Consider the following 23,882-nt stretch of genomic DNA (forward strand, 5'->3'; position numbering starts at 1 on the left):
ATGGATCTCTTGGCACGTGGAAGCATGATTTAGGAGAAGGTCACCGGAACGTAGACGTCGTACTTGCGGTCATTGCTGTCGAAGTGGTCGGCGCGGGTGACGACGGCGCAGGTGACGCCGGACTGGCCGCAGGTGACGGTCGCGCTGATCTTCGCCTTGACGTGGATGTTCACGTTGAAGCTGCCGGTGCCGCCCGCGCCGTTGGTGTAGGGGGAGGAGTTGTTCGGGGACATCCAGTACCACTGGTTGTTGATCCAGTGCGAGGCGCCGGTGGAGCCGGCCTCGTCCTGGCCGCCCAGACACGGGGTGGGCTTGCTGTTCCAGGTGGACTGGTTGTTGACGTCGACTCCGGCCGGTATCGCGCAGAGGCCGACGTAGATGCCCTGGGACTGGTTGTAGCCGCTGCCGACCACGTTCACATTGGCGCCGGAGGCCGGAGCCGTGGAGGGCGCGGTGACCGAGAGGGTGTAGGGCGTACCGCCGTCGTTGATCGTGCGGTTCACGGTGGCCGCGGAGGCGGAGGAGGCCAGGCCCAGGGTGAGGGCGGCCGCTCCGATGACGGCGACGGCGGCGCGGGACGCGGTGCGGGCGGCAGAGCGCATGGAAAGGACACCTTTCGGAGTGCGGGCACACAACCTGTGACCGCTTAGGTAAGGCAAACCTAAGTTCCACTTGAGGGTTCGTCAAGACTCCGGCGACGGCGGTCCGCACGGGCAACTCCTCCCCTGACCGGCGCGATTGCCTCGCCGGCGGGCTTGGGGGTACGGGGTCCGGTCCGCGCCGCACCCGGCGGCGCCCGGGCCCCGGGGGGTGGCCGCTCCGCGCGGGGGTGGTGGGGTGCTCGGCTTCGGGGTGCGGGTGCGTGTCGCGCTCGGCGGCGTCCTGCCCCGGGATGGCTGCTCCGTGCTCGGTGGTGCCCGGGCCCGGGTGTGGCCGCTTCGAGCCCGGTGGTGTCCGGGCCTCGGGGTGGCCGCGCTGTGCTCGGCGGCGTCGGGGCTCAGGGGGTGGTTGCTCCGTGCTCGGAGGTGTCCGGGACTCGGATGTGGCCGCTTCGCGCGCGGTGGTGTCCGGGCCCCCCCCCGGGGGTCGCTGCTCCGCGCGGGGGTGGTGGGTGCTCGGCTTCGGGGTGCGGATTCGTGCCGCGCTCGGCGGCGTCCTGCCCCGGGATGGCTGCTCCGTGCTCGGTGGCACCCGGGCCCTCGGGGGTGGCCGCTTCGAGCCCGGCGGCGGCCGTGCCTCGGGGGGTGGCCGCTCGGCGCGGGGCGGTGGGGTGCCCGGCTTTGGGGGTACGGGGACATCCCGCGCTCGGCTGGGCGGCCGGGGTGCTCGGTGCCGGGCGCGGTGGGCATACGGCGTGGTGCGGTGTGGTGCGGTGCTGCGGGCGACCCGGCCCGGTCCGCCCGCCCGTCGGGGAACGGCGAGCGGCGGGTGGCCCCGCCGCCCGACCGAGCGCGGCACCGTTGGGGGCGGCAGCCGGCGGGCGGCCCGGCCGGAGCCGCCCACCGGGCGGCCGTCGGGAAGGTGACGTCCCGATCCGCCTCGCCCCCCCCGGCCCGTGCCCGCCCGCCTCGGGCGGCCTGTTCGGCGCGGAGGGGCGGGGGCTGGGGCAGACTCGGGGTATGCGAATCGCTTATCGCGTGGAGACCGTCAGGGCCGCCGAGGCTGAGCTGATGGCCCGGCTGCCGGAGGACGCGCTGATGCGGCGCGCGGCGGCCGGGCTCGCCGCCGTCTGCGCCGATCTGCTCGGCCGGGTGTACGGGGCCAGGGTCGTCCTGCTCGTCGGCGCCGGGGCCAACGGCGGGGACGCGCTGTACGCGGGCGCCGCGCTCGCCCGGCGGGGCGCGGGGGTGGGCGCGGTGCTGCTCGCACCGGACCGCGCCCACCCCGCCGGGCTCGCCGCCCTCCTCCGGGCGGGCGGCCGGATCGCGGAGGATCCCTTCGCGGTGCTCGCGCCGGCCGATCTCGTCCTCGACGGCATCACCGGCATCGGGGGCCGGGGCGGACTCCGCCCCGACGCGATCCCTATCGCCCGCGCGGCGCGCGGCTCCGACGCGGTCGTCGTCGCCGTCGACCTCCCCAGCGGGGTCGACGCCGACACCGGCGAGGTGCGCGGCGAGGCCCTGCGCGCGGACGCCACCGTCACCTTCGGGACCCACAAGGCGGCGCTGTTGATCGACCCCGCGCGCGAGTACGCCGGGACCGTACGGCTGGTGGACATCGGCCTCGAACCCGTGCTGCCCTCGGTGCCGGAGCTGGAGTCGCCGCAACACCACGATGTGGCGCGGCTGTTGCCCGAGCCGGCCGGGGAGAGCGACAAGTACCGGCGCGGCGTGGTCGGCGTCGTCGCCGGATCCGAGCGCTACCCGGGCGCGGCGGTCCTCGCGGTCGCGGGAGCGCTGCGCGGGGGCGCGGGCGCGGTGCGGTACGTCGGTCACGCGGCCGACGCGGTCGTCGCCCGCTTCCCGGAGACCCTGGTGCACGCGGGCCCGCCCGCGAAGGCGGGCCGGGTCCAGGCGTGGGTGGTCGGCCCGGGGCTCGGCGAGGACGACGACGCGGTGCGCGAGGTGCTCGCGTCCGACGTACCGGTGCTGGTCGACGCGGACGGGCTGCGTCCGCTGGACCCGGCGGCCGTGCGCGCCCGGTCCGCGCCGACCCTGCTCACCCCGCACGCCGGGGAGGCCGCCGCGCTGCTCGGCGTCGCCCGGGAGGAGGTGGAGGCCGCGCGGCTGGCGTCCGTACGCGAACTGGCCGCGCGCTACGGGGCGACGGCGCTCCTCAAGGGCTCCACCACGCTGATCGCCGGACCCGACGCCCGCACCCCGGTCCGGGTGAACCCGATGGGCACCCCCTGGCTCGCGACCGCCGGCAGCGGCGACGTCCTCTCGGGCCTCGCGGGCTCCCTCCTCGCCGCGGGCCTCCCGCCGCTCGACGCCGCGACCGCCGCGGCCTATCTCCACGGCCTCGCCGCCCGTCACGCCTCGGCGCGGGGCGTGCCGATCACCTCGTACGAGGTGGCCGACTCCCTCGCGGCGGCCTGGCGGGACGTCCGGTCCGCCCGCTGAACCGCCCCCGCCGCACTCGTGCCCCGGGGTCCCGGGGGAGCCGTCCGCGAGCAGGCGCGCAGGAGCCCGCGGCGGGTGCGGGACCTGTCGCGGGGGCCCGGCGCGGCGCTCTGCGAGAATTGGCGCGATGACCCAGACACCGCCGCCCAGCCGAGTCCGTGCCGAGATCGATCTCGACGCCCTGCGAGCCAATGTGCGCTCGCTGCGCGCCCGCGCGCCCCGCGCCGCCCTGATGGCCGTCGTGAAGTCGGACGCGTACGGGCACGGCGCGGTGCCGTGCGCCCGGGCGGCGATCGAGGCCGGGGCCGCCTGGGTGGGCACGGCCACGCCCCAGGAGGCGCTCGCGCTGCGGGCCGCCGGGATCCCGGGGCGGATCATGTGCTGGCTGTGGGCCCCCGGCGACCCGTGGCGGGAGGGCGTCGAGGCCGATCTCGACATGTCCGTCAGCGGAATGTGGGCGCTCGCCGAGGTCACCGCCGCCGCCCGGGAGGCCGGCCGCCCCGCCCGTATCCAGCTCAAGGCCGACACCGGCCTCGGCCGCAACGGCTGCCCGCCCGCCGACTGGCCCGAGCTGGTCGCCGCCGCGCTCGCCGCCCAGGCCCGGGGCGAGGCCGTCGTCACCGGCCTCTGGTCCCACTTCGCCTGCGCCGACGAGCCGGGCCACCCCTCCATCGCCCGCCAGCTCGCCGCCTTCCGCGAGATGGTCGCGTACGCCGAGGGGGAGGGGCTCGACCCCGAGGTCCGCCACATGGCCAACTCCCCGGCGACGCTCACCCTCCCCGAGGCGCACTTCGACCTCGTCCGCACCGGCATCGCGATCTACGGAATCTCGCCCAGCCCCGAACTCGGCACCCACCGGGAGCTGGGCCTGCGGCCCGTCATGACGCTCGCCGCCTCCGTGGCCCTGGTCAAGCAGGTCCCGGCCGGGCACGGCGTCAGCTACGGCCACCACTACATCACCGCCGAGGAGACCACCCTCGGCCTGATCCCCGCCGGTTACGGGGACGGCGTCCCCCGGCACGCCTCCGGCCGGGGCCCCGTCATGATCGGCGGCGAGTGGCACCGGGCCGCCGGACGCATCGCGATGGACCAGTTCGTCGTCGATCTCGGCGGGCAGAAGGTCCAGGAGGGCGCGGAGGCGCTGCTCTTCGGCCCCGGCACCCGGGGCGAGCCCACCGCGCAGGACTGGGCGGACGCCGCCGGCACGATCGCGTACGAGATCGTCACCCGCATCGGCTCCCGCGTCCCGCGCGTCCATCTGCACGAGGCCTGCGCCGGCTGAGCCCACGGCGGAGGCGGACCGGGACCGGCGAGGCACGACGGCGAGGAGAGCTGCACGGTGAGCGAGACCAGCACGGGGGAGGCCGCGGCCGCGGTGGCGAGCGCCGCCGCGACGGGGAACTGGCGGCGCGCGGGCATCGCGGGCGCGGCGATCGGCGTGATCGCGGCGGGCGCGGCCGCCGGAGTCGCCGTCGAGCGGCTCACGGTCAGCCGCTCCATCCGCAAGAAGGCCCGGCTCGCCCTCGATGTCTCGGGACCGTACGGCGCCCTGCGCGGCGCCCCCGGCCGGGCGCTCGCCGAGGACGGCACCCGGCTCTACTACGAGATCGACGAGGTCGACCCCGAGGCGGGCGCGCCCCGCCGCCGCCGGCTCTTCGGCCGCCGGGACCCCGCCCCCGTCACCGTCGTCTTCAGCCACGGCTACTGCCTCAACCAGGACTCCTGGCACTTCCAGCGCGCCGCCCTGCGCGGACTGGTCCGCACCGTCCACTGGGACCAGCGCAGCCACGGCCGCTCGGCCCGCGGCGCCGCCCAGACCGGCCCCGACCGGACGCCCGTCTCCATCGACGACCTCGGCCGCGATCTGCGGGCCGTCATCGAGGCGGCGGCCCCCGAGGGCCCGCTGGTGCTGGTCGGGCACTCCATGGGCGGGATGACGATGATGGCGCTGGCCGGACAGTTCCCCGAGCTGATCCGGGACCGGGTCGTCGGCGTCGCCCTCGTCGGCACGTCGAGCGGCCGGCTCCGCGAGGTCGACTACGGGCTCCCGGTCGCCGGGGTCAACGCGGTGCGCCGGGTCCTCCCCGGGGTGCTGAGGCTCCTCGGCTCGCAGTCCGAGCTGGTGGAGCGGGGCCGCCGCGCCACCGCCGACCTCTTCGCGGGACTCATCAAGCGGTACTCCTTCTCCTCGAAGGAGGTGGACCCGGCGGTGGTCCGGTTCGCCGAGCGGATGATCGAGAGCACCCCCATCGACGTGGTCGCCGAGTTCTACCCGGCCTTCGACGAGCACGACAAGACGGCCGATCTGACCGCCTTCGGCGACGCGCCGGTGCTGGTGCTGGCCGGGGACCGGGACCTGGTCACGCCCAGCGCGCACAGCGAGGTCATCGCCGATCTGCTGCCCGGCGCCGAGCTGGTGATCGTGCCGGACGCCGGGCATCTGGTGATGCTGGAGCACCCGGAGGCGGTCACCGACCGGCTGGCGGATCTGCTCGCCCGGGTCGGGGCCGTACCGTCAGCCGCTAACGTTGGCCCGTATGGAAGCACCGCACAGCCCGGCGGCTGAGACGTCCGCCGCCCATCTCGCCGTCGACTCCGCCGCACAGATGCTGGAGCTGGGACGGCGGCTCGCGAAACTGCTGCGCCCCGGCGATCTGGTGATGCTCACCGGTGAGCTGGGCGCGGGCAAGACCACGCTGACCCGGGGCCTCGGAGAGGGCCTCGGCGTGCGCGGCGCGGTCACCTCGCCGACCTTCGTCATCGCCCGGGTCCATCCCTCGCTCGTCGGCGGGCCCGCCCTGGTCCATGTGGACGCCTATCGGCTCGGGGGCGGACTGGACGAGATGGAGGACCTCGATCTCGACGTCTCGCTGCCGGATTCGGTGGTGGTCGTGGAGTGGGGCGACGGCAAGGTGGAGGAGCTGTCCGACGGGCGGCTGCATGTGGTGATCCACCGCGTGGTCGGCGACACGGACGACGACCGCCGCCAGGTCGCCCTGACGGGGTACGGCGCACGCTGGGCGGACGTGGATCTCTCGGGAGCCTGAACTCCGAGCCGGGCCGCGTGACCTGGGTGGACGCGGGCGGACGCGGGCGGACGCGGGTGGACCCGGGCGGACCCGGGAGACACGGGCGGCGAAGGGCCTGTGACACGTGGTGAGGGCCGTCATGCCGAATATTCCGACAACATGTCGGGAAAATGTTGTGCGGGCCGTGCCCGGTGTGTTCACATGGTACGGAGACAAGGTTAGGTCTGCCTAACCAAGCCTGCCCCCGCAATCCAGGAGGCAACCATGTCGGCGCCCGAGCGCGATTCCCAGCCATGGCGTCGGCGGCCGCCCGCCGAGCCGTCGCAGCCGTCCGTCCTGACCGTCCCCGTGAAGCCCGCCGCCGCGCAGGGCGTGCCCGGCGATCCTTCCGGGCTCTCCGTGCCGTCGAAGCCCTCGTCGGCGGCTTCCGGCCCGGCCGGGCCTTTCAGGTCCTCCGGGCTCTCGATGAGCGCCCTGCTCGCGTCCTGCGCCGCCGCCCGCGCGGTGTCCACCCCGCCGAGCCCCCCGGCGGCCCCCGCCGCGCGCCCGCTGCCCAGGGCCGAGTCCGCCAGGCCCCCGTCCCCCTCCTCCGAGGGGCGCGACGCCGCGTAGAAGAGCGGGCCGGGACCCGTCGGAACGTCCCGTCGGGCCTTGGCCGGTTCACGCGTACGGGCGTATTCGCGGGGCGCGCCGGACGGGCCGGCGCCGGGCCGCCCGCGGTGCGGGGCCGTCCGCCTACGGGACCACGACCACCTTGGTGCCGATCGTGGCGAACCGCCACATCGAGTCGCCGTCCGCCCGCATCATCCGGACGCCGCCCGTGCGCTTCTCCGGGTCCGGCTCCGCCATCGAGCCGTTCACCGCGGCGCTGAAGCCGATCGACACATCGTCCGTGCTCGCGAACCGCACCACATGCTCGATCGCGACCCCGTCCGAGCCGGAGACCTGCCCCGACCGCGAGGTCACCGCGTACGAACCGGGCTTCGGATTCACCGTCGACGGCATGACCTGGAAGGTGCGGCCGACCTTCTTCCGCCCGGTCACCAGCCACACCCGCCGGTCGGACAGGCCGTAGACGACCCGGGTGCCCGAGCCGGTGTCCGAGGGCAGCGCGAGCGGGTTCCTCGGCTTCTGCTCGGGGCTCTTCGCGGAGGGCGCCGCGCTCGGCGACGAGCCCCGGGGCGCGCCGAGGGCGCCGGGGACGCTCGCCGAGGCCTGGTAGGCGAGGAAACAGACGGCGGCCAGCGCGGCCGCCGTGAGCCCGGCCACCAGTCCCGAACTGCTCCGTGCCACCGCGTCCCGCCTTTCGCAGTCTTTTGAATGTTTATGTCTCCGGCCGACCGTAGCAGCAGGCGTCCGCCGGACCGGGGCGCGACAGCGTCCCGCGCGGGAGCCGTAGGCTGTTTGCGTGCTCTTGCTCGCCGTGGATACCGCCACTCCCGCCGTCACCGCCGCTCTTCACGACGGTTCCTCCGTCGTCGCCGAAACCAGCCGGGTGGACGCGCGCCGCCACGGCGAACTGCTGCTGCCCGCCGTCGACCGGGTCCTCGCCGAGGCCGGGGTGAAGCTGGACTCCGTCACCGCCGTGGTGACCGGCGTCGGCCCCGGCCCGTACACCGGGCTGCGCGTCGGCCTGGTGACGGCCGCGTCCTTCGGCTCCGCCCTGGGCGTGCCGGTGTACGGCCTCTGCACGCTGGACGGGCTCGCCCACGCCTCCGGTCTCCAGGAGCCCTTCGTGGTCGCGACGGACGCCCGCCGCAAGGAGGTCTACTGGGCGCGCTACACCTCCGCGCGCGAGCGCGTCGGCGAGCCCGCCGTGGACCGCCCGGCCGAGATCGCCGACGAGGTCGCCGGGCTGCCGGCCGTCGGTGCGGGCGCGCTGCTCTATCCCGAGACCTTCCCCGACGCCCGCGCGCCCGAGCACGTCTCCGCCGCCTCGCTGGCCTCGCTGGCCGTCGCCAAGCTGGCCGCGGGGGAGGAGTTCCTGCCCCCGCTGCCGCTCTATCTGCGCAGGCCGGACGCCCAGGTGCCGAAGAACTACAAGGTGGTCACGCCGAAGTGAGCACCGCCCCGGACCCCGTGCTGCGCGAGATGCGCTGGTGGGACCTGGAGCCCGTGCTCGACCTCGAACACGCGCTCTTCCCCGAGGACGCCTGGTCGGCCGGGATGTTCTGGTCCGAGCTGGCCCACGCCCGCGGACCGCGCGCCACCCGCCGCTATGTCGTCGCCGAGACCGACGGGAAGATCGTCGGATACGGCGGCCTCGCGGCGGCCGGCGGGCTCGGCGACGTCCAGACGATCGCCGTCTCCCGCGAACAGTGGGGCACGGGCCTCGGCGCCCGGCTCCTCACCGATCTGCTCCGCCACGCCACCGCCTTCGAGTGCGACGAGGTCCTGCTCGAAGTGCGGGTGGACAACATCAGGGCCCAGAAGCTGTACGAGCGCTTCGGTTTTGAGCCCATTGGATTCCGCCGGGGCTACTACCAGCCCGGCAATGTCGACGCGCTCGTCATGCGGCTCCATGTGCAAGGGAATGTTTACTGATGGCTGACGAACCGCTGGTACTCGGTATCGAGACCTCCTGCGACGAGACCGGTGTCGGCATCGTGCGCGGCACGACCCTGCTCGCCGACGCGGTGGCCTCCAGCGTGGACACCCACGCGCGCTTCGGCGGAGTGGTCCCCGAGATCGCCTCCCGGGCGCATCTGGAGGCGATGGTCCCGACGATCGAGCGCGCGCTGAAGGAGGCGGGAATCGCCGCCCGCGACCTCGACGGCATCGCGGTCACGGCCGGCCCCGGCCTCGCGGGCGCGCTGCTGGTGGGCGTGTCGGCGGCCAAGGCGTACGCGTACGCCCTCGGCAAGCCGCTCTACGGGGTGAATCATCTGGCCTCGCACATCTGCGTCGACCAGCTGGAGCACGGCAAGCTGCCCGAGCCCACGATGGCGCTGCTGGTCTCCGGCGGTCACTCCTCGCTGCTGCTCGCCCCCGACATCACCAGCGATGTGCGCCCGCTGGGCTCGACCATCGACGACGCGGCGGGCGAGGCGTTCGACAAGATCGCCCGGGTGCTCGACCTCGGCTTCCCCGGCGGTCCGGTGATCGACCGGCTGGCCCGGGAGGGCGACCCGGCTGCGATCGCGTTCCCGCGCGGGCTGAGCGGCTCGCGGGATCCGGCGTACGACTTCTCCTTCTCCGGGCTCAAGACCTCGGTCGCCCGCTGGATCGAGGCCAAGCGCGCCTCGGGCGAGGAGGTGCCGGTGCGGGACGTGGCCGCGTCCTTCCAGGAGGCCGTGGTCGATGTGCTGACCCGCAAGGCGGTACGGGCCTGTGTGGACGAGGGCGTCGACCATCTGATGATCGGCGGCGGGGTGGCGGCCAACTCGCGGCTGCGGGCGCTCGCCCAGGAGCGCTGCGAGCGGGCGGGCATCCGGCTGCGGGTGCCCCGGCCCGGGCTCTGCACGGACAACGGCGCGATGGTGGCCGCGCTGGGCGCGGAGATGGTGGCGCGGAACCGGCCCCCGTCGGATCTGGAGCTGTCCGCGGACTCCTCGCTCCCGGTGACGGATCCCCATGTCCCGGGAGCCCACGCGCACGCGCACTCCCACAGCCATGACCACGATCATGTGCACGAGATCAGCAAGGACAACCTCTACTCATGACCGGTACCGGCGTCGTCACCCTGATGTGGGAGGCCCGGGCCGTCCGGGGCCGGGGCGCGGAGCTGCTGGAGTGGGCCCGCGCCCAGCGGACGGCCCGGGAGCCGCTGCGCCGGGAGACCTTCCGCGCCGCCCAGGACCGGGTGCTGGTGATGACCTGGTGGGACGGCGCGGCGGGGACGGCGGGCGGCGCGGACGGGCCGCCCGAGCTGCCGGAGCCCCCGGCGGATCTGATCACCCGGGCGGTGCACCGCTGGCGGTTCGAGTCCCTCGGCACGGACTGACGGCTGCCGACCGGGCCCGCGACCGGACCGGCCCCGGGCCGACCGCGCCTGTGGACCGACCCGGCGTGTGACCGGTCGGGTCCGCGGGCCGAGCGGCTCCGCCCGGTCCTGGCTCAGCCGCCGCCCGGGCCGCCCGGCGCCCCGGCCCGGCCCAGCAGCCCGTCCACGACCGCCGTCAGCTGCTCCTCGACGTCGTAGCGCTGGAGTTCGTCCCAGCGGGGGGCCAGCGCGGTCAGCCGCGGCAGCTCGGCCCGGTCCTCCTCGGTGAGCGTCGCGGGGAAGTGCCGGGGGCGGTCCGGCTCCCGCGCGCGCCGCTCGCGGGCCGCCCGGAAGACCAGGTCCCCGTAGACGAAGTGCCAGATCGTGCGGTACGCGGCCACCGCCTGCGCCTCGCTCAGCCCGCACGCCATCGCGCTGTCGAGGATCTCCTCGGCGATCCACAGCGCCTGCCTGTCGGTGAGATCGCCGAGCGCCAGCACCTTCAGCACCCACGGCACCCGGCTCAGCACCTCGTGCATGTGCAGCGAGACCGTCACCAGCCTCGCCCGGGGATCCTCCGGCAGCTCGGGCCGGGGGAAGGCGGCGGAGACCCCGGCGAGGGTGAGCAGCAGCAGCTCGTCCTTGTCCCGGACATGGTGATAGAGCGCCATCGGCGTACTGCCGACCTCCTTGGCCACCCGCCGCATGGACACGGCGTCCACACCCTCCTCCTCGATGATCCGGCGCGCGGCGGCGACGATCGTCTCCGGATCCAGCCTGCGCGGACGTCCGGCGCTTCGCTTCTTCTTCGCTCCCTCGACCACTCGCGCATTCTCCCGCGCGGCCGTCCCCCAGGGCGCTCCGCCGTCCGGCCGCCCCTTTTTCTATACGCGTATAGTAATCTCGCCGCGTCAAGGGGCCGAAGGGATCTGCCGAAGAAGGAGACATGACGAACAACCAAGCACGAACGGCGCGTTGGGTGCTCACAGCGGTGCTCACCGTGCAATTCACGGTGGCGCTGGACATGTCCGTGGTCAATGTGGCGCTGCCCGACATGCGCGACGACCTCGGCTTCACATCCGACGGCCTGCAATGGGTCGTGGGCGCCTACGCGCTCACCTTCGGCGGGCTGCTGATGCTCGGCGGCCGGCTCACCGACCTCGTCGGCAGCCGCCGCGTCCTGGCCGCCGGACTCGCCGTCTTCGGACTGGCGAGCCTCGTCGGCGGACTCGTCCAGTCGCCCGGCGCGCTGATCGCCGCCCGCGCCGTCCAGGGCGTCGGCGCGGCCGCCCTCGCCCCCGTCGCCTTCACCCTGATCACCGTCACCTACCCCGCCGGACCCGCCCGCTCCAGAGCGCTCGGCATATGGGGCATGGCCGGCGCGGCCGGCGGCGCCGTCGGAGTGCTGGCCGGCGGCCTCCTCACCGACGCGGCCGGCTGGCGGGCCGTGATGCTGGTCAATGTCCCCATCGTCCTCTTCGCCCTCGTCGCGACCGCCCGCGCCGGACTCCCCGCCGGCCCGGACCGGTCCGCCGCACCGCGCCTGGACGCCGCCGGAGCGCTGCTCGTCACCGCGGGCATGTCCCTGCTCGTCCTCGGCGTCGTCCGCACCGAGAGCCTGCCCTGGGGCTCGGCCCAGACCCTGCTCACGCTCGGCGCGGCGGCCCTGCTGCTCACCGCGTTCGTCGTGGTGGAGACCCGTACCCGCCAACCCCTGCTGCGCGTCGGACTGCTCGGCGTACGGCCCGTCCTCGGCGCGAATCTCTTCTCGCTGCTCCTCAGCTCCGGCCAGTTCGCCGCCTTCTACTTCTGCTCGCTCTACATGCAGCAGGTGCTCGGCTACGGGGCCACCGCGACCGGCATGGCGTTCCTGCCCTTCTGCGCCGGGGTGGTGGCCGGCTCGCTGATCGCCGCCAGGGCGGTCGCCGTCGTCGGCGTCCGCGCGCTCCTGTCGCTGGGCGGGGCGCTCGGGGCCGCGGGGCTCGCCGGATTCGCCCTCACCGCCACCCCCGACGGAAGCTTCGCCTCCGCCATTCTGTGGCCCTCGCTCCTCGGCAGCGTCGGCATCGGCCTCAGCTTCGTACCGCTGGGCACGGCCGCGACCACGGACGTCGCCCCCGCCGAGACGGGCATGGCCTCCGGGCTGCTCAACAGCTCCCGCCAGATAGGCGGCTCGCTGGGGCTGGCCGTCCTGGTCACGGCGGCCGCCGCGGTCACCGGATCGCGCACCGGCCCGGCCGCGCTCGCGGAGGGATACCGCGCGGCGTACTGGGTCTGCGCCGGGCTGCTGCTGGTGGCGTCCCTGGCGGCCCTGGCGCTGGTGCCGCGCCGGACCGGCGCGGCACCGGTGGCCGTCCCGGTGACTTCCGCGAAGAATTCCGGTGCGGGTGTCGATTCCGCCCTGCCCCGTTCGACACAGGGGTGAGAGGCGGGAAAACGGTCCCGCGCTCAGGGAACGCATCCGAGGAGTCACCATGCCCCGCTATCTGACGCTGATCCGCGTCGACGAGCGCAATGTCCCCGCCCAGGGCGTCAGCGAGCAGCTGATGCGGCGGATGGGCGAGCTGATCGAGGAGATGACCCGGGCGGGAGTCATGCTGGAGACCGCCGGGCTCGCCCCGACGTCCGAGGGCGTCCGCCTCACCTGGTCCGGGGGAAGGGTCAGCCACACCGACGGCCCCTTCACCGAGTCCAAGGAGGCCGTCGGCGGATACGCCGTCGTCCGGGCCCGCGACCGGGCCGAGGCGCTCGAATGGACCGAACGCTTCCTCCGGGTCCACGAGGACTACTGGACGGTCACCGCCGAGGTCCGCGAGATCGCCGAGGGCTGAGGCCCGGCACGTTTGCCCGTACGCCGCGAGGCTGTTCTGATGGGCCGGTGACGGCAGCGAGCGCGGTGGAGACCGTATTCAGGATCGAGTCGGCGCGGATCATCGCCGGTGTCACCCGGATCGTACGAGACGTGGGCATCGCCGAGGAGATCGCGCAGGACGCTCTGGTCGCCGCGCTGGAGCAGTGGCCGGAGTCGGGCGTTCCGCGGAATCCGGGCGCCTGGCTCATGGCCACCGCCAAGCACCGCGCGATCGACCTCGTACGGCGCAAGGAGACCTACGCCCGCAAGCTCGCGGAGGTCGGGCGGACCCTGGAGGACGTGCCGCCGCCCGAGCCCGCGGGCGCCGACGACATCGACGACGATCTGCTGCGGCTGATCTTCACCGCCTGCCATCCGGTGCTCTCCACGGACGCCCGGATCGCGCTCACCCTCAGACTCCTCGGCGGACTCACCACCGAGGAGATCGCCCGCGCGTATCTGGCGGCCGAGTCCACGGTCGCCCAGCGCATCGTCCGCGCCAAACGCTCCCTCGCCCGGGCCGGCGTCCCCTTCGAGGTGCCCTACGGCCCCGACCGGGCCGCGCGCCTGGACTCCGTGCTCGAAGTCGTCTACCTGATCTTCAACGAGGGCTACTCGGCGACCGCGGGCGACGACTGGCTGCGCCCGGCGCTCTGCGAGGACGCGCTCCGGCTCGCGCGGGTGCTGGCCGGGCTGATGCCCGGGGAGCCGGAGGCGCACGGGCTGGCCGGGCTGCTGGAGCTCCAGACCTCGCGGATCCCCGCCCGGACCGGCCCCGACGGCCGCCCGGTGCTCCTCGCCGACCAGAACCGCACCCGCTGGAACCAGCTCTTCATCGGCCGGGGCTTCGCCGCCCTCGCCCGCGCCGCCGAGACGGGCGGCCCGCCGGGCCCGTACGTCCTCCAGGCGGCGATCGCCGCCTGTCACGCCCGGGCGATCCGCTACGAGGACACCGACTGGCGCTCCATCGCCGCGCTCTACGGGCAGCTGGTGGCGAAGGTCCCCTCCCCGGTGGTGGAGCTGAACAAGGCGGTCGCCGTCTCCATGGCGGACGGGCCGCGCGCCGGTCTCCAGCTGGTGGACGCCCTCGCGGACGAGCCCGCGCTGAAGGCGTACCACCTGCTGCCCAGCGTCCGCGGCGATCTCCTGGCCCGCCTCGGCCGCACCGCCGAGGCCCGTGACGAATTCCGCCGCGCGGCCGGTCTGACCCGCAACGAACGCGAGCGCGAACTCCTGCTGGCCCGCGCCGAGGCCCCGGCGGGGCCCGCGGACTGACGGGCCGTCCGGGGCCTGCGGGCTGACGGGTCGACGGGCCGTCCGGGGCCTGCGGGGCCTCCGGGTCCTGCGGGTCGACGGACCGTCCACGGTCCTTCGGGCGCGGTCAGCCGGCCGGGTGGCCGATCAGCATCGAGGGCGCGCCCGCGACCCGGGTCAGGAAGACCGTCGCCGCGTTCGGCCCCTGCGGCTTCACCTTGCGGCGCAGCTCCTCCGGCTCCACCGCCGAGCCGCGCTTCTTCACCGTCAGGGAGCCGACGCCGCGCTCCCGGAGCAGCGCCTTGAGCCGCTTCAGATGGAAGGGGAGCACATCGGTGATCTCGTAGGCGGTGGCGAAGGGCGTGTCCGGCCGCCGCTCGTCCGAGGTGATGTACGCGATCGTCTCGTCGATCAGCCCGCCGTTCAGCTCCTCGGCGACCTCGGCGACCAGATGCGCGCGGACGACCGCGCCGTCCGGCTCGTACAGATAGCGGCCGACCGGGCGGACCGGCGGATTCGGCAGCCCGCGGCCGGTGAGCGAGCGCGGGCCCGGCAGCAGGGTCGCGGTCACCCCGCTTCCGGCGGCCGCGCCGGCCGCGCGGGCCCCGCGCCAGAGCACCGCCTCCTTCACATCGCCCCCGTCCGAGATCCACTCCGCGTCGAAGTCCTCGGGCACCAGCTCGTGCGGCACCCCCGGAGCGATCTTCAGAGCGGCGTACGGGCGGGACCTGGCCGCGCCGATCGCCCAGGACAGCGGCGGGGAGTACGCCTCCGGGTCGAAGACCCTGCCCCGGCCACCCCGGCGCGCGGGGTCCACGAAGACCGCGTCGTACGCCGAGGCGTCGACCTCCGTGACATCGGCGCGGCGCACCTCGATCAGCTCCGCGAGACCGAGGGCCGCCGCGTTGGCGCGCGCCACGGAGGCGGTCAGCGGATCGCGGTCCACGGCCAGCACCCGGATCCCGGCCCGGGCGAGCGCGACCGCGTCGCCGCCGACGCCGCAGCAGAGGTCCGCGACCGAGCCCACGCCGAGCGCGGCGAACCGCCCGGCCCGGTACGCGGCGACGGAGGCGCGGGTCGCCTGCTCGACGCCGTTCGGGGTGAAGTACATCCGGTACGCGTCCTCCGCGCCGAACTTCGCCGCCGCGCGCTGCCGCAGCCGGGCCTGGCCGAGGGCGGCCGAGACCAGCTCGGCCGGGTGTTCGCGGCGCAGCCGGGTGGCGATCGCCAGCTCCCGCGCGGGGTCGAAGTCGCGGAGCGCGGCGAGCAGGGCCTGGCCCTCGTCGGTGAGGAGCGGGGAGAGGTCGTTCACCTGGACATTGTGGGCCAAGTGTCGGGGGCGGTGTGGGCCGGCCGGGGGACGGTCGGCCCGCGCCGGAGGTGTCGGCCGGGCCCGGGGGGTCCGTGCTGACAGGATCCAGCGCCATGCAGCTAAGCAGACAAAACGGAAACATGATGGAGAAACGTCTCACCTCGCCCCGGCGCTGCGGGGTCGCCGCCGCCCTGCTGATCGCCCTGCTCGGCTCGGCGTGCGCGGCCGAGAAGCCCGGCGAGAAGGGCGACGGCGCGCACCGCGAGGCCGCCGCCGCGGGCGGGGAGGGGAAGAAGGCCGCCCCGGCGGGCCCCGGCGGCTCCCCGGCCCAGCGCGCCGAGGACGTCAAGCGCTCCCAGGTGCTGCGCGCCGCCGCGGCCCGCAAATGGGGCCTCGATCACACCCCGCTGGCCGCGCCCCCGCCGCCCGCCGTCAAGCCCGCGATCACCACCCGCGACGGCTTCGAGGTGGCGGGCGGCGAGTATCTGCCGCAGGTCTTCACCACCGTGCCGGTGACCGAGCGGGTCGTCTTCCTGACGATCGACGACGGCACGGAGAAGGACCCCGACCTGCTGCGGATGATGTCCGATCTCCAGATCCCGTACAGCGCCTTCCTCAGCGACTACGTGATCAACGACGACTACGGGTACTTCCGCGAGATGCGCGACCGGGGCGTCGCCCTCCACAACCACACCCTGAACCACCGCTACATGCCCGGCCTCTCCTACAGCGCCCAGAAGCGCGAGATCTGCGGCCAGCAGTCCAGACTCGCCCGGCTGTACGGGAAGCGCCCCCCGCTCTTCCGGCCGCCGTACGGCAACTACAACCAGGACACCCTGCGCGCCGCCAAGGAGTGCGGCGTCAAGGCGGTGCCGCTCTGGGCCGCCGAGGCGTTCCCCGACCGTATGGAGTGGCGCGAGTGGGACCGGGACCTGCACCCGGGCGACATCATCCTCACCCACTTCCGGGGCACGGAGGACTGGGAGGGGACGATGCCCGACATGATCCGGCAGGTGATGAAGACGGTCACGGAGAAGGGGTACGCGGTGGCCAGGCTGGAGGACTACGTCTAGCGGGCCTGCGCGCCGCCCGGGGGCCGGGGCCCTCGCGGCTCCCGGGTCCGCGCGGCCGGGCGCTCCCTCGGCGGGCCTGCGCGCCGCCCGGGTCCGGCGGCCTGCGCTCCCTCGCGATCACGCCATCAGGGGCACTGTATTGGCACTCCGCTTGACCGAGTGCTAATCGCGGTCATAGTCTCGGCTCTGGCACTCCCCACCGGAGAGTGCCAATAAGGCGACGGGCAGATCCGGCACCCGCGACGACGGATCCACCTGGTCGCCACCCCAGACAGTCAAACCCCGAGATCTCCGAAGGGGGAGGTCGGACCGTGACGACCACCAGCTCCAAGGTTGCCATCAAGCCGCTCGAGGACCGCATTGTGGTCCAGCCGCTCGACGCCGAGCAGACCACGGCCTCTGGCCTGGTCATCCCGGACACCGCGAAGGAGAAGCCCCAGGAGGGCGTCGTCCTCGCCGTGGGCCCGGGTCGCTTCGAGAACGGCGAGCGCCTGCCGCTCGACGTCCAGACCGGCGACGTCGTCCTGTACAGCAAGTACGGCGGCACCGAGGTGAAGTACAACGGCGAGGAGTACCTCGTCCTCTCGGCCCGCGACGTGCTCGCGATCATCGAGAAGTAGGTCGGATTACCGGGGCTCGCCCCGGAGTCTCCGTACCCCGTTTGTTTTTTGAACCGCGCCCCTGGCCCCCGCTGACAGTCATATCCGGGCGCTGGGGGCGCAGTTCGTATCACGAAGAGGACTGAAACGCTCCATGGCGAAGATCCTGAAGTTCGACGAGGACGCCCGTCGCGCCCTCGAGCGCGGCGTCAACAAGCTTGCCGACACCGTGAAGGTGACGATCGGCCCCAAGGGCCGCAACGTCGTCATCGACAAGAAGTTCGGCGCCCCCACCATCACCAACGACGGCGTCACGATCGCGCGCGAGGTCGAGCTCGACGACGCGTACGAGAACCTCGGCGCCCAGCTGGTGAAGGAGGTGGCCACCAAGACCAACGACATCGCTGGTGACGGCACCACCACCGCCACCGTGCTGGCCCAGGCGCTGGTCCGCGAGGGCCTGCGCAACGTCGCCGCCGGCGCCTCCCCCTCTTCCCTGAAGAAGGGCATCGACGCCGCCGTCAAGGCCGTGTCCGAGGAGCTGCTCGCGACCGCCCGTCCCATCGAGGACAAGGCCGACATCGCCGCCGTCGCCGCGCTCTCCGCGCAGGACCAGCAGGTCGGCGAGCTGGTCGGCGAGGCCATGGACAAGGTGGGCAAGGACGGTGTCATCACCGTCGAGGAGTCCAACACCTTCGGCCTGGAGCTCGACTTCACCGAGGGCATGGCCTTCGACAAGGGCTACCTGTCCCCGTACATGGTCACCGACCAGGAGCGTATGGAGGCCGTCCTCGACGACCCGTACATCCTGATCAACCAGGGCAAGATCTCCTCCATCCAGGACCTGCTCCCGCTGCTGGAGAAGGTCATCGCGGCGGGCGGCTCCAAGCCGCTGCTGATCATCGCCGAGGATGTCGAGGGCGAGGCGCTCTCCACCCTGGTGGTCAACAAGATCCGCGGCACGTTCAACGCCGTGGCCGTCAAGGCCCCCGGCTTCGGCGACCGCCGCAAGGCGATGCTCCAGGACATGGCCGTCCTCACCGGCGCCACCGTCATCGCCGAGGAGGTCGGCCTCAAGCTCGACCAGGCCGGTCTGGACGTGCTGGGCTCCGCCCGCCGCGTGACCATCACCAAGGACGACACCACCATCGTCGACGGTGGCGGCAAGTCCGAGGACATCGCGGGCCGCGTCGCGCAGATCAAGGCCGAGATCGAGTCCACCGACTCCGACTGGGACCGTGAGAAGCTCCAGGAGCGTCTCGCGAAGCTGGCCGGCGGTGTCTGCGTGATCCGTGTCGGCGCCGCCACCGAGGTGGAGCTGAAGGAGAAGAAGCACCGTCTGGAGGACGCCATCTCCGCGACCCGCGCCGCGGTCGAGGAGGGCATCGTCTCCGGTGGCGGTTCCGCTCTGGTCCACGCCGTCAAGGTGCTCGAGGACAACCTCGGCAAGGAGGGCGACGAGGCCACCGGTGTCGCCGTCGTCCGCCGCGCCGCCGTCGAGCCGCTGCGCTGGATCGCGGAGAACGCCGGCCTGGAGGGCTACGTCATCGTCTCCAAGGTCGCCGAGCTGGACAAGGGCCAGGGCTACAACGCGGCCACCGGCGAGTACGGCGACCTGGTGAAGGCCGGCGTCATCGACCCGGTCAAGGTCACCCGCTCCGCCCTGGAGAACGCCGCCTCCATCGCGTCCCTGCTCCTCACGACCGAGACCCTCGTCGTCGAGAAGCCCGCCGAGGAAGAGGCCGACGCCGGGCACGGCCACGGCCACTCCCACTGACGCACCCCACCGCACCGCGGTAACCCCCGCCGGGCCCGGCACCCCCACCAGGGGGCGCCGGGCCCGTCGGCGTTCCGCGCCCCCGCGGCCGGCCACCCGGTGGTGCTCGGGTCCCTGTGCCCCGGATCCGTCCTCAATCGCCGGACGGGCTGGGTTTGCCGTCTCTCGGGCTGTGGTTGCGTGGCTGCGCATTTCAGCCTCGCCGGCGTTTGAGGCGGGGGGTTCGGGGCGGGGTCCTGGGGCGGGTTGGACTTGTGTGTCTGGTGCGGGGGGCTGTGGGAATTTCAGCCTCGCCGGCGTTTGAGGCGCGGGGTTCGGGGCGGAGCCCTGGGGGTGGCCGCCTGGTGGTGCTCGGGCCCCTGTCCCCCGGGGTCCGTCCTCAATCGCCGGACGGGCTGGGTTTGCCGTCTCTCGGGCTGTGGTTGCGTGGCTGCGCATTTCAGCCTCGCCGGCGTTTGAGGCGCGGGGCCTCGGGGTCAGGCCTCGCGGGTGAGGGAGTCGGCGTGGACGGGCTCGGAGAACGGCGCCCCGTCCCCGTACCGCTCCAGCTCATCCAGCGCCACCCCCGCCATACGGTGCAGCTCATTCCCGAGCGACCCGGCCACATGCGGCGTCAGCAGCACATTCGGCAGCCCGTACAGCGGCGACCCCGCCCCCGGCACCTCCGGCTCCGTCACGTCGAGCACCGCGTCGAGCCGCCCCGACACCAGCTCCGGCAGGAGCGCCTCCTCGTCCACCAGCGAACCGCGCGCGGTGTTGATCAGCGTCGTCCCGTCCGCCATCAGCGCCAGCCGGCGCCCGTCGATCAGATGCCGGGTCTCCGGCAGCTGCGGGGCGTGGACCGAGACGACGTCACTGCGCGCGCAGAGCGCGTCCAAGCCGGACGACTCCACCCCCAGCGCCCGTGCCCCGGCCTCCGACACATAGGGGTCGTACAGCAGAACCCGCAGGTCGAAAGGGTTCAGCAGCTCGATCACGCGCCGCCCGATCCGGGACGCCCCGACGATCCCCACCGTACGGCCGTAGTTGCCCGCGTCCCCCAGCTCCCGCCCCCAGTCGTGCGCGGCGCGCAGCTCCGCGTACCGCCGCGCCGAGCGGAGCACTCGCTTCCCGGAGAAGAGGATCGCGGCGAGGGTGTACTCGGCGACGGGCAGCGCGTTGACGGACGCGGCGGAGGACACGGCGAGCCCGCGCTCCCAGCAGGCGTCGGTGATGTGGTGCTTGACGGACCCGGCCGCGTGCACGACCGCGCGCAGCCGGGGAGCGGCGGCGAGCACCCCGGCGGTGAGCGGGGGAGCGCCCCAGCAGGTCAGCAGCACCTCGGCGCGGCCGAGCGCGGCCCGTACGGCGGGGGTGGGGTCGGCCAGTTCGTGCGCGACGAGCCCGGGGTCGGTCCGGGCGAGCGCGGTGAGCCGCTCCCGGTGGCGCGCGGTGAACAGCCGTTCGGCGATCCCCGGGCCCATGGCGAGCAGCACCTCGGGCCGGCGGCGGCCCGTGCCCCCGCCCCCGGTCACCGCGGGCCGTACTTGCGGCCGGTCTTGGAGCTGATCCCGCCGAGGACGCCCCGGGGCGCGAGCTTCACCAGCCCCATCAGCGCCTTGTACCTGGGGTCGGGGATCGAGACCGCCCGGCCGCGCGCCAGATCGGTCAGCGCGGCCGACACCAGCTTGTCGGCGTCCAGCCACATCCACCCCGGGATGTTCTCGGTGCCCATCCCGGCCCGCTGGTGGAACTCGGTGCGGACGAATCCGGGGCAGAGCGCCATCAGCCGTACGCCCGTCCCGGCCAGGTCCCGGGCCGCGCCCTGGGTGAACTGGACCACCCACGACTTGGACGCGCCATAGGTCCCCCGGGGGACGAAGGCGGCGACCGAGGCCACATTGACCACGGCCCCCCGGCGCCGCTCGCGCATGCTCGCGGCCGCGGCCGAGGTGAGCCGCAGCACCGCCTCGCAGTGCACCTTCAGCATGGTCAGCTCATCGGCCATGGACACTTCCAGGAAGCGTCCCTTGTTGCCGAACCCGGCGTTGTTGACGAGCAGGTCCACCGGCGCGCGGCGGTCGGACAGCCGCTTCTCGACCGCCGTGATCCCGTCCTCCGTCGACAGATCGGCGGTCAGCACCTCGGCCTCGATGCCGTGCCGGTCGTGCAACTCGGTGGCCTGCTCCTGCAGTCTGGCGGTGTCGCGGGCCACCAGCACCAGGTTGTGCCCCTCGGAGGCGAGCCGTCGCGCGAACGCGGCGCCGATGCCCGCGGTCGCTCCCGTGATCAGTGCAGTCGTCATAGGCGGCACGTTAGTGCCCCGCCGCCGGGCGGGGCACCCTCGGGGGCGCGGGCTTCGCCGCACGTCACCGGGCACGTCGCCGAACCCGCACCGGGCACGACGCCGGCACGGCACCGGGCACGTCGCCGGGCGTCGCACCGGGTACGACGCCCGGCGCGTCCCCGGGCGCGTCAGCGGAGGGCGCCCCGCTCGACGTACGCCCGCGCGGTGGCCAGCAGTTCGGGGTGGAGCGCGTCGCCGGCCGCGAGCACCTCCGGCAGCAGGGCGCGCTCCAGGGTCGCGGCCCGGAAGGCCATGCTCACCGTCACGTCGTGGGCGGGCCGGTGGACGATCTCGATCGGATCGCCCGCCCGGATCTCGCCCGGTTCGAGGACCCGCAGATACGCGCCGGTCCCGGCGTGCCGGGTGAAGCGCCGTACCCAGCCCTTCTCGCCGAGCCAGTCGGCGAAGGTGCGGCAGGGGACGCGTCCGGCGGTCGCCTGGAGGACCAGCCGGTCGCCGATCCGCCAGCACTCGCCCACCAGGGCGTTGTTCACATCGAGACCGCTGGTGGTGAGGTTCTCGCCGAAGGCTCCGTTGGGGAGCGCGCGGCCCAGTTCGCGCTCCCAGAAGTCCAGATCCTCGCGGGCGAAGGCGTACACCGCCTGATCGCTCCCGCCGTGGTGGCGGAGATCCCCGATGTCGTCCCCGGCGACTCCGCTCGCCCCCACGCCCTTGGGGCCCGGGTCGCTCACCAGGACGGGGCCGTCGGAGGGCCGTTTGTCGATCGCGGTGGGGACGTCGCTGTACTCCACGGTCCTGGTGCGGCCCGTGTTCACGGTCAGAAGCTGCATTCGGCCACGGTAGACGCCCGGACATCAAACGATCTAGCGAATAATTGTCGATTGACCCAAGGGGTGCTTATAGTGAAATGGTGATCGAGGCCCGTCATCTCCGAGTCCTGCGCGCGGTGGCCGCCACCGGCTCCTTCTCCGCCGCCGCCCGCACCCTGGGCTGCACACAGCCCGCCGTCAGCCAGCAGATGAAGGCCCTGGAGACCTCCGCGGGCACCCCCCTGCTGGTCCGCGCGGGCCGGGAGATGCGGCTGACCCAGGCGGGTGAGGTGCTGGTGCGCCACGCCTCCGGCATCCTCGCCGGGCTCACCGCAGCGGAGGAGGAGATCGCCGCCATCGCCGGGCTGCGGGCGGGCCGGGTCCGGCTGGTCTCCTTCCCCAGCGGCAGCTCCACCCTGGTGCCCACCGCCCTGGCCGCGCTCCGGGCCGCCCACCCCGGCACCCAGGTCTCGCTGGTCGACGCGGAGCCGCCGCGCTCCGTGGAGATGCTGCGGGAGGGCGACTGCGACATCGCGCTCGCCTTCCGCTACGGCGGCGCGGCCGAGCGGGGGGCGGAGTGGGACGACCTGATCGTCCGGCCGCTGCTCACCGACCGGCTGGTGGGCCTGGTCCCGGAGGGGCACCGGCTCGCGGACGCGGGCGCGGTCGCCATCGGGGACCTCGCCGAGGATCCCTGGATCGCGGGCTGTCCGCGCTGCCGCCGTCAGCTGGTCGAGGTCTGCGAGGAGGCCGGTTTCACCCCGCGCATCGACTTCGCGACCGACGACTACCCGGCGGTGATCGGCCTGGTCGGCGCGGGTCTGGGGGTCGCGGTGCTGCCGGAGCTGGCGCTGGAGTCGGTACGTCCCAAGGGGGCGCGCGCGATCACGGTCGACCCGCCGGTGGTCCGGGAGATCGTGGCGCTGACCCTGCCGGACCTCTCCCAGGTGCCGGCCGTCGCGGCCACCCTGGATCAGCTGGCCCTGGCCGCCTCCCGCTGACGCCCTGCCCGGCGCGCCGGGTCCGGGCCGTGGGTCGTGGGCCGTGCCGCCGGTCCGGGCGCACACGCGGCGCCGGAGGCGGTACGGGCGTTCCCCGGCGCGCGGGTCGTGCCCGGGGCGGTCCGCCGTCCGGGAGCGCTCGCGGGCGTCCCGTACCGCAGGCTGTACCGCGCCGTGGCGCGAGCCGTGCCCGTGCCCGTCCACTGCCCGAGCCGTGGGCCCAAGACCAGCAGGAACGTTTCTGCGCAGAAGTGGCGAGGCGGAGCCTCAGCCCTGGCCGGATCCCGTCGAACTCGCCGCCGGGATCAGCCGGTGTCGCGCGCGTCCCATCAGCTCCTCGCGCTCGTCCTCCGTCAGACCGCCCCACACTCCGTAGGGCTCCCGCACCGCCAGTGCGTGCGCGGCGCACTCCGCGCGGACCGGGCACCTCATGCACACCTCTTTCGCCGAGTTCTCGCGCGCGCTGCGCGCCGCGCCCCGTTCCCCCTCGGGATGAAAGAAGAGCGAGCTGTCCACCCCGCGGCAGGCCGCGAGGAGCTGCCAGTCCCACAGGTCGGCGTTGGGTCCGGGAAGGCGGGAGAAATCTGCCATAGCGCTTGCCCCTTGAAACGGTGCTGAGCGGATTCGGTCAGGTCGCGTCGCGGGAGCGGGGGACGCGAGCGGCGTCCGGCGCCCACACGCTGCCCCACGACCGTACATCTACTGTGTTAGTAGATGTAAATATGACTCATTGCGAATCTAGCCACAGACACCGCTAAAAGTGAAGAAAATCAGCTAAATGGTGCATCCGGTACAAAAGAAGAACCGTTCCCCCGCGGCGCTCGCCGCCGTACCGGCCTCCTCGCGTGAAGTGCTGAAGAGTGCGGCCCGGGCCGTAACTCTTTCGAGTGACCATCGTTGGTAGTG

General features: G+C 73.8%; 24 protein-coding genes. 16 read left to right on the forward strand and 8 right to left on the reverse strand.

Annotated elements, in window-relative coordinates; all coding sequences use genetic code 11:
* Positions 1–29: 29 nt before the first annotated feature.
* Positions 30–602, reverse strand: a complete 573-nt coding sequence (locus ACF089_RS11415) for a hypothetical protein (RefSeq protein ID WP_392024966.1) — start codon at positions 600–602, stop codon at positions 30–32.
* A 1,017-nt stretch (positions 603–1,619) separates the two neighbouring features.
* On the opposite strand from ACF089_RS11415, the gene ACF089_RS11420 reads away from it, so the two are divergent.
* The 5 genes from ACF089_RS11420 to ACF089_RS11440 all read left to right on the forward strand — a co-directional run bounded on the left by ACF089_RS11420 (position 1,620) and on the right by ACF089_RS11440 (position 6,703).
* Positions 1,620–3,062 carry an NAD(P)H-hydrate dehydratase gene (locus ACF089_RS11420; RefSeq protein ID WP_392024969.1) on the forward strand — a complete coding sequence of 481 codons (1,443 nt, stop codon included), beginning with the start codon at positions 1,620–1,622 and terminating at the stop codon, positions 3,060–3,062.
* 127 nt (positions 3,063–3,189) lie between these two features.
* Positions 3,190–4,344, forward strand: a complete 1,155-nt coding sequence (alr, locus tag ACF089_RS11425) for an alanine racemase (protein WP_392024971.1) — start codon at positions 3,190–3,192, stop codon at positions 4,342–4,344.
* 57 nt (positions 4,345–4,401) lie between these two features.
* Positions 4,402–5,628, forward strand: coding sequence for an alpha/beta fold hydrolase (locus tag ACF089_RS11430; protein ID WP_392024973.1), 1,227 nt, complete (start codon positions 4,402–4,404; stop codon positions 5,626–5,628).
* Positions 5,600–6,109, forward strand: a complete 510-nt coding sequence (tsaE, locus tag ACF089_RS11435) for a tRNA (adenosine(37)-N6)-threonylcarbamoyltransferase complex ATPase subunit type 1 TsaE (protein WP_392024977.1) — start codon at positions 5,600–5,602, stop codon at positions 6,107–6,109. The genes ACF089_RS11430 and tsaE overlap by 29 nt, the downstream gene beginning before the upstream one ends.
* A gap of 246 nt (positions 6,110–6,355) precedes the next feature.
* Entirely contained in the window at positions 6,356–6,703 is a 348-nt protein-coding gene (locus ACF089_RS11440) for a hypothetical protein (protein ID WP_392024979.1), read from the forward strand.
* Positions 6,704–6,826: 123 nt separating this feature from the next.
* Here ACF089_RS11440 and ACF089_RS11445 read toward each other — a convergent pair whose 3' ends face one another.
* Positions 6,827–7,384 (reverse strand): hypothetical protein, encoded by a 558-nt coding sequence (locus ACF089_RS11445; RefSeq protein WP_392024981.1) that lies wholly within the window; start codon positions 7,382–7,384, stop codon positions 6,827–6,829.
* 115 nt (positions 7,385–7,499) lie between these two features.
* Here ACF089_RS11445 and tsaB point away from each other — a divergent pair, with 115 nt between their 5' ends.
* From tsaB to ACF089_RS11465, 4 genes are read left to right on the forward strand one after another with little or no spacing between them, the layout of a single operon-like run.
* A complete protein-coding gene (gene tsaB / locus ACF089_RS11450; protein WP_392024984.1) occupies positions 7,500–8,153 on the forward strand; it encodes a tRNA (adenosine(37)-N6)-threonylcarbamoyltransferase complex dimerization subunit type 1 TsaB in 654 nt (217 codons plus the stop codon).
* 29 nt (positions 8,154–8,182) lie between these two features.
* Entirely contained in the window at positions 8,183–8,635 is a 453-nt protein-coding gene (rimI, locus tag ACF089_RS11455; RefSeq protein ID WP_392025703.1) for a ribosomal protein S18-alanine N-acetyltransferase, read from the forward strand.
* Entirely contained in the window at positions 8,632–9,753 is a 1,122-nt protein-coding gene (tsaD, locus tag ACF089_RS11460) for a tRNA (adenosine(37)-N6)-threonylcarbamoyltransferase complex transferase subunit TsaD (protein ID WP_392025705.1), read from the forward strand. The genes rimI and tsaD overlap by 4 nt, the downstream gene beginning before the upstream one ends.
* Positions 9,750–10,034, forward strand: coding sequence for a hypothetical protein (locus tag ACF089_RS11465; RefSeq protein WP_392024987.1), 285 nt, complete (start codon positions 9,750–9,752; stop codon positions 10,032–10,034). Before tsaD ends, ACF089_RS11465 begins: the two co-directional genes overlap by 4 nt.
* Before the next feature lie 113 nt (positions 10,035–10,147).
* Here ACF089_RS11465 and ACF089_RS11470 read toward each other — a convergent pair whose 3' ends face one another.
* On the reverse strand, positions 10,148–10,837 hold the full coding sequence (locus ACF089_RS11470) for a TetR/AcrR family transcriptional regulator (RefSeq protein WP_392024988.1): 690 nt from the start codon (positions 10,835–10,837) through the stop codon (positions 10,148–10,150).
* Positions 10,838–10,959: 122 nt separating this feature from the next.
* On the opposite strand from ACF089_RS11470, the gene ACF089_RS11475 reads away from it, so the two are divergent.
* Genes ACF089_RS11475 through ACF089_RS11485 form a run of 3 tightly spaced genes read left to right on the forward strand, consistent with a single transcriptional unit; the run spans position 10,960 to position 14,139 of the window.
* Entirely contained in the window at positions 10,960–12,438 is a 1,479-nt protein-coding gene (locus ACF089_RS11475) for an MFS transporter (RefSeq protein WP_392024990.1), read from the forward strand.
* A gap of 49 nt (positions 12,439–12,487) precedes the next feature.
* The gene (locus tag ACF089_RS11480) at positions 12,488–12,844 is read left to right on the forward strand and encodes a YciI family protein (RefSeq protein WP_392024993.1); all 357 of its coding nucleotides are present in this window, start codon (positions 12,488–12,490) and stop codon (positions 12,842–12,844) included.
* A 47-nt stretch (positions 12,845–12,891) separates the two neighbouring features.
* Positions 12,892–14,139 carry an RNA polymerase sigma factor gene (locus ACF089_RS11485; protein ID WP_392024995.1) on the forward strand — a complete coding sequence of 416 codons (1,248 nt, stop codon included), beginning with the start codon at positions 12,892–12,894 and terminating at the stop codon, positions 14,137–14,139.
* Between the two features lie 106 nt (positions 14,140–14,245).
* On the opposite strand, the gene ACF089_RS11490 is transcribed toward ACF089_RS11485, so the two are convergent.
* Positions 14,246–15,430, reverse strand: a complete 1,185-nt coding sequence (locus ACF089_RS11490) for a methyltransferase domain-containing protein (protein ID WP_392024997.1) — start codon at positions 15,428–15,430, stop codon at positions 14,246–14,248.
* Positions 15,431–15,570: 140 nt separating this feature from the next.
* Between ACF089_RS11490 and ACF089_RS11495 the strand changes: the two genes are divergently transcribed.
* From ACF089_RS11495 to groL, 3 genes are all read left to right on the forward strand, one after another.
* Positions 15,571–16,503 carry a polysaccharide deacetylase family protein gene (locus ACF089_RS11495; RefSeq protein ID WP_392025001.1) on the forward strand — a complete coding sequence of 311 codons (933 nt, stop codon included), beginning with the start codon at positions 15,571–15,573 and terminating at the stop codon, positions 16,501–16,503.
* A gap of 311 nt (positions 16,504–16,814) precedes the next feature.
* A complete protein-coding gene (gene groES, locus ACF089_RS11500; protein ID WP_323371856.1) occupies positions 16,815–17,123 on the forward strand; it encodes a co-chaperone GroES in 309 nt (102 codons plus the stop codon).
* Positions 17,124–17,256: 133 nt separating this feature from the next.
* Positions 17,257–18,879: a chaperonin GroEL gene (gene groL / locus ACF089_RS11505; RefSeq protein ID WP_392025004.1), complete on the forward strand. Its 1,623-nt coding sequence runs from the start codon at positions 17,257–17,259 to the stop codon at positions 18,877–18,879.
* A 476-nt stretch (positions 18,880–19,355) separates the two neighbouring features.
* On the opposite strand, the gene ACF089_RS11510 is transcribed toward groL, so the two are convergent.
* The 3 genes from ACF089_RS11510 to ACF089_RS11520 all read right to left on the reverse strand — a co-directional run bounded on the left by ACF089_RS11510 (position 19,356) and on the right by ACF089_RS11520 (position 21,996).
* The gene (locus ACF089_RS11510; RefSeq protein ID WP_392025707.1) at positions 19,356–20,342 is read right to left on the reverse strand and encodes a hydroxyacid dehydrogenase; all 987 of its coding nucleotides are present in this window, start codon (positions 20,340–20,342) and stop codon (positions 19,356–19,358) included.
* Positions 20,343–20,389: 47 nt separating this feature from the next.
* On the reverse strand, positions 20,390–21,163 hold the full coding sequence (locus ACF089_RS11515) for an SDR family NAD(P)-dependent oxidoreductase (protein WP_392025006.1): 774 nt from the start codon (positions 21,161–21,163) through the stop codon (positions 20,390–20,392).
* 170 nt (positions 21,164–21,333) lie between these two features.
* The gene (locus ACF089_RS11520) at positions 21,334–21,996 is read right to left on the reverse strand and encodes an MOSC domain-containing protein (RefSeq protein WP_392025009.1); all 663 of its coding nucleotides are present in this window, start codon (positions 21,994–21,996) and stop codon (positions 21,334–21,336) included.
* Positions 21,997–22,076: 80 nt separating this feature from the next.
* On the opposite strand from ACF089_RS11520, the gene ACF089_RS11525 reads away from it, so the two are divergent.
* A complete protein-coding gene (locus ACF089_RS11525) occupies positions 22,077–22,976 on the forward strand; it encodes a LysR family transcriptional regulator (protein ID WP_392025011.1) in 900 nt (299 codons plus the stop codon).
* 267 nt (positions 22,977–23,243) lie between these two features.
* Here the strand turns inward: ACF089_RS11525 and ACF089_RS11530 are convergent, their stop codons facing one another.
* The gene (locus ACF089_RS11530; protein WP_392025012.1) at positions 23,244–23,567 is read right to left on the reverse strand and encodes a WhiB family transcriptional regulator; all 324 of its coding nucleotides are present in this window, start codon (positions 23,565–23,567) and stop codon (positions 23,244–23,246) included.
* Positions 23,568–23,882: the final 315 nt, after the last annotated feature.

This window comes from Streptomyces sp. NPDC014894, assembly GCF_043080985.1.
In the GTDB taxonomy this organism is placed as follows: domain Bacteria; phylum Actinomycetota; class Actinomycetes; order Streptomycetales; family Streptomycetaceae; genus Streptomyces.

Bases quoted from the DNA above. Each gene is read 5' to 3' on its own strand.
- ACF089_RS11415 (WP_392024966.1), bottom strand. From the start codon at position 602: ATGCGCTCTGCCGCCCGCACCGCGTCCCGCGCCGCCGTCGCCGTCATC.
- ACF089_RS11420 (WP_392024969.1), top strand. From the start codon at position 1,620: ATGCGAATCGCTTATCGCGTGGAGACCGTCAGGGCCGCCGAGGCTGAG.
- alr (WP_392024971.1), top strand. From the start codon at position 3,190: ATGACCCAGACACCGCCGCCCAGCCGAGTCCGTGCCGAGATCGATCTC.
- tsaE (WP_392024977.1), top strand. From the start codon at position 5,600: ATGGAAGCACCGCACAGCCCGGCGGCTGAGACGTCCGCCGCCCATCTC.
- ACF089_RS11440 (WP_392024979.1), top strand. From the start codon at position 6,356: ATGTCGGCGCCCGAGCGCGATTCCCAGCCATGGCGTCGGCGGCCGCCC.
- rimI (WP_392025703.1), top strand. From the start codon at position 8,183: ATGCGCTGGTGGGACCTGGAGCCCGTGCTCGACCTCGAACACGCGCTC.
- ACF089_RS11465 (WP_392024987.1), top strand. From the start codon at position 9,750: ATGACCGGTACCGGCGTCGTCACCCTGATGTGGGAGGCCCGGGCCGTC.
- ACF089_RS11475 (WP_392024990.1), top strand. From the start codon at position 10,960: ATGACGAACAACCAAGCACGAACGGCGCGTTGGGTGCTCACAGCGGTG.
- ACF089_RS11480 (WP_392024993.1), top strand. From the start codon at position 12,488: ATGCCCCGCTATCTGACGCTGATCCGCGTCGACGAGCGCAATGTCCCC.
- ACF089_RS11495 (WP_392025001.1), top strand. From the start codon at position 15,571: ATGATGGAGAAACGTCTCACCTCGCCCCGGCGCTGCGGGGTCGCCGCC.
- groL (WP_392025004.1), top strand. From the start codon at position 17,257: ATGGCGAAGATCCTGAAGTTCGACGAGGACGCCCGTCGCGCCCTCGAG.
- ACF089_RS11510 (WP_392025707.1), bottom strand. From the start codon at position 20,342: ATGGGCCCGGGGATCGCCGAACGGCTGTTCACCGCGCGCCACCGGGAG.
- ACF089_RS11515 (WP_392025006.1), bottom strand. From the start codon at position 21,163: ATGACGACTGCACTGATCACGGGAGCGACCGCGGGCATCGGCGCCGCG.
- ACF089_RS11520 (WP_392025009.1), bottom strand. From the start codon at position 21,996: ATGCAGCTTCTGACCGTGAACACGGGCCGCACCAGGACCGTGGAGTAC.
- ACF089_RS11530 (WP_392025012.1), bottom strand. From the start codon at position 23,567: ATGGCAGATTTCTCCCGCCTTCCCGGACCCAACGCCGACCTGTGGGAC.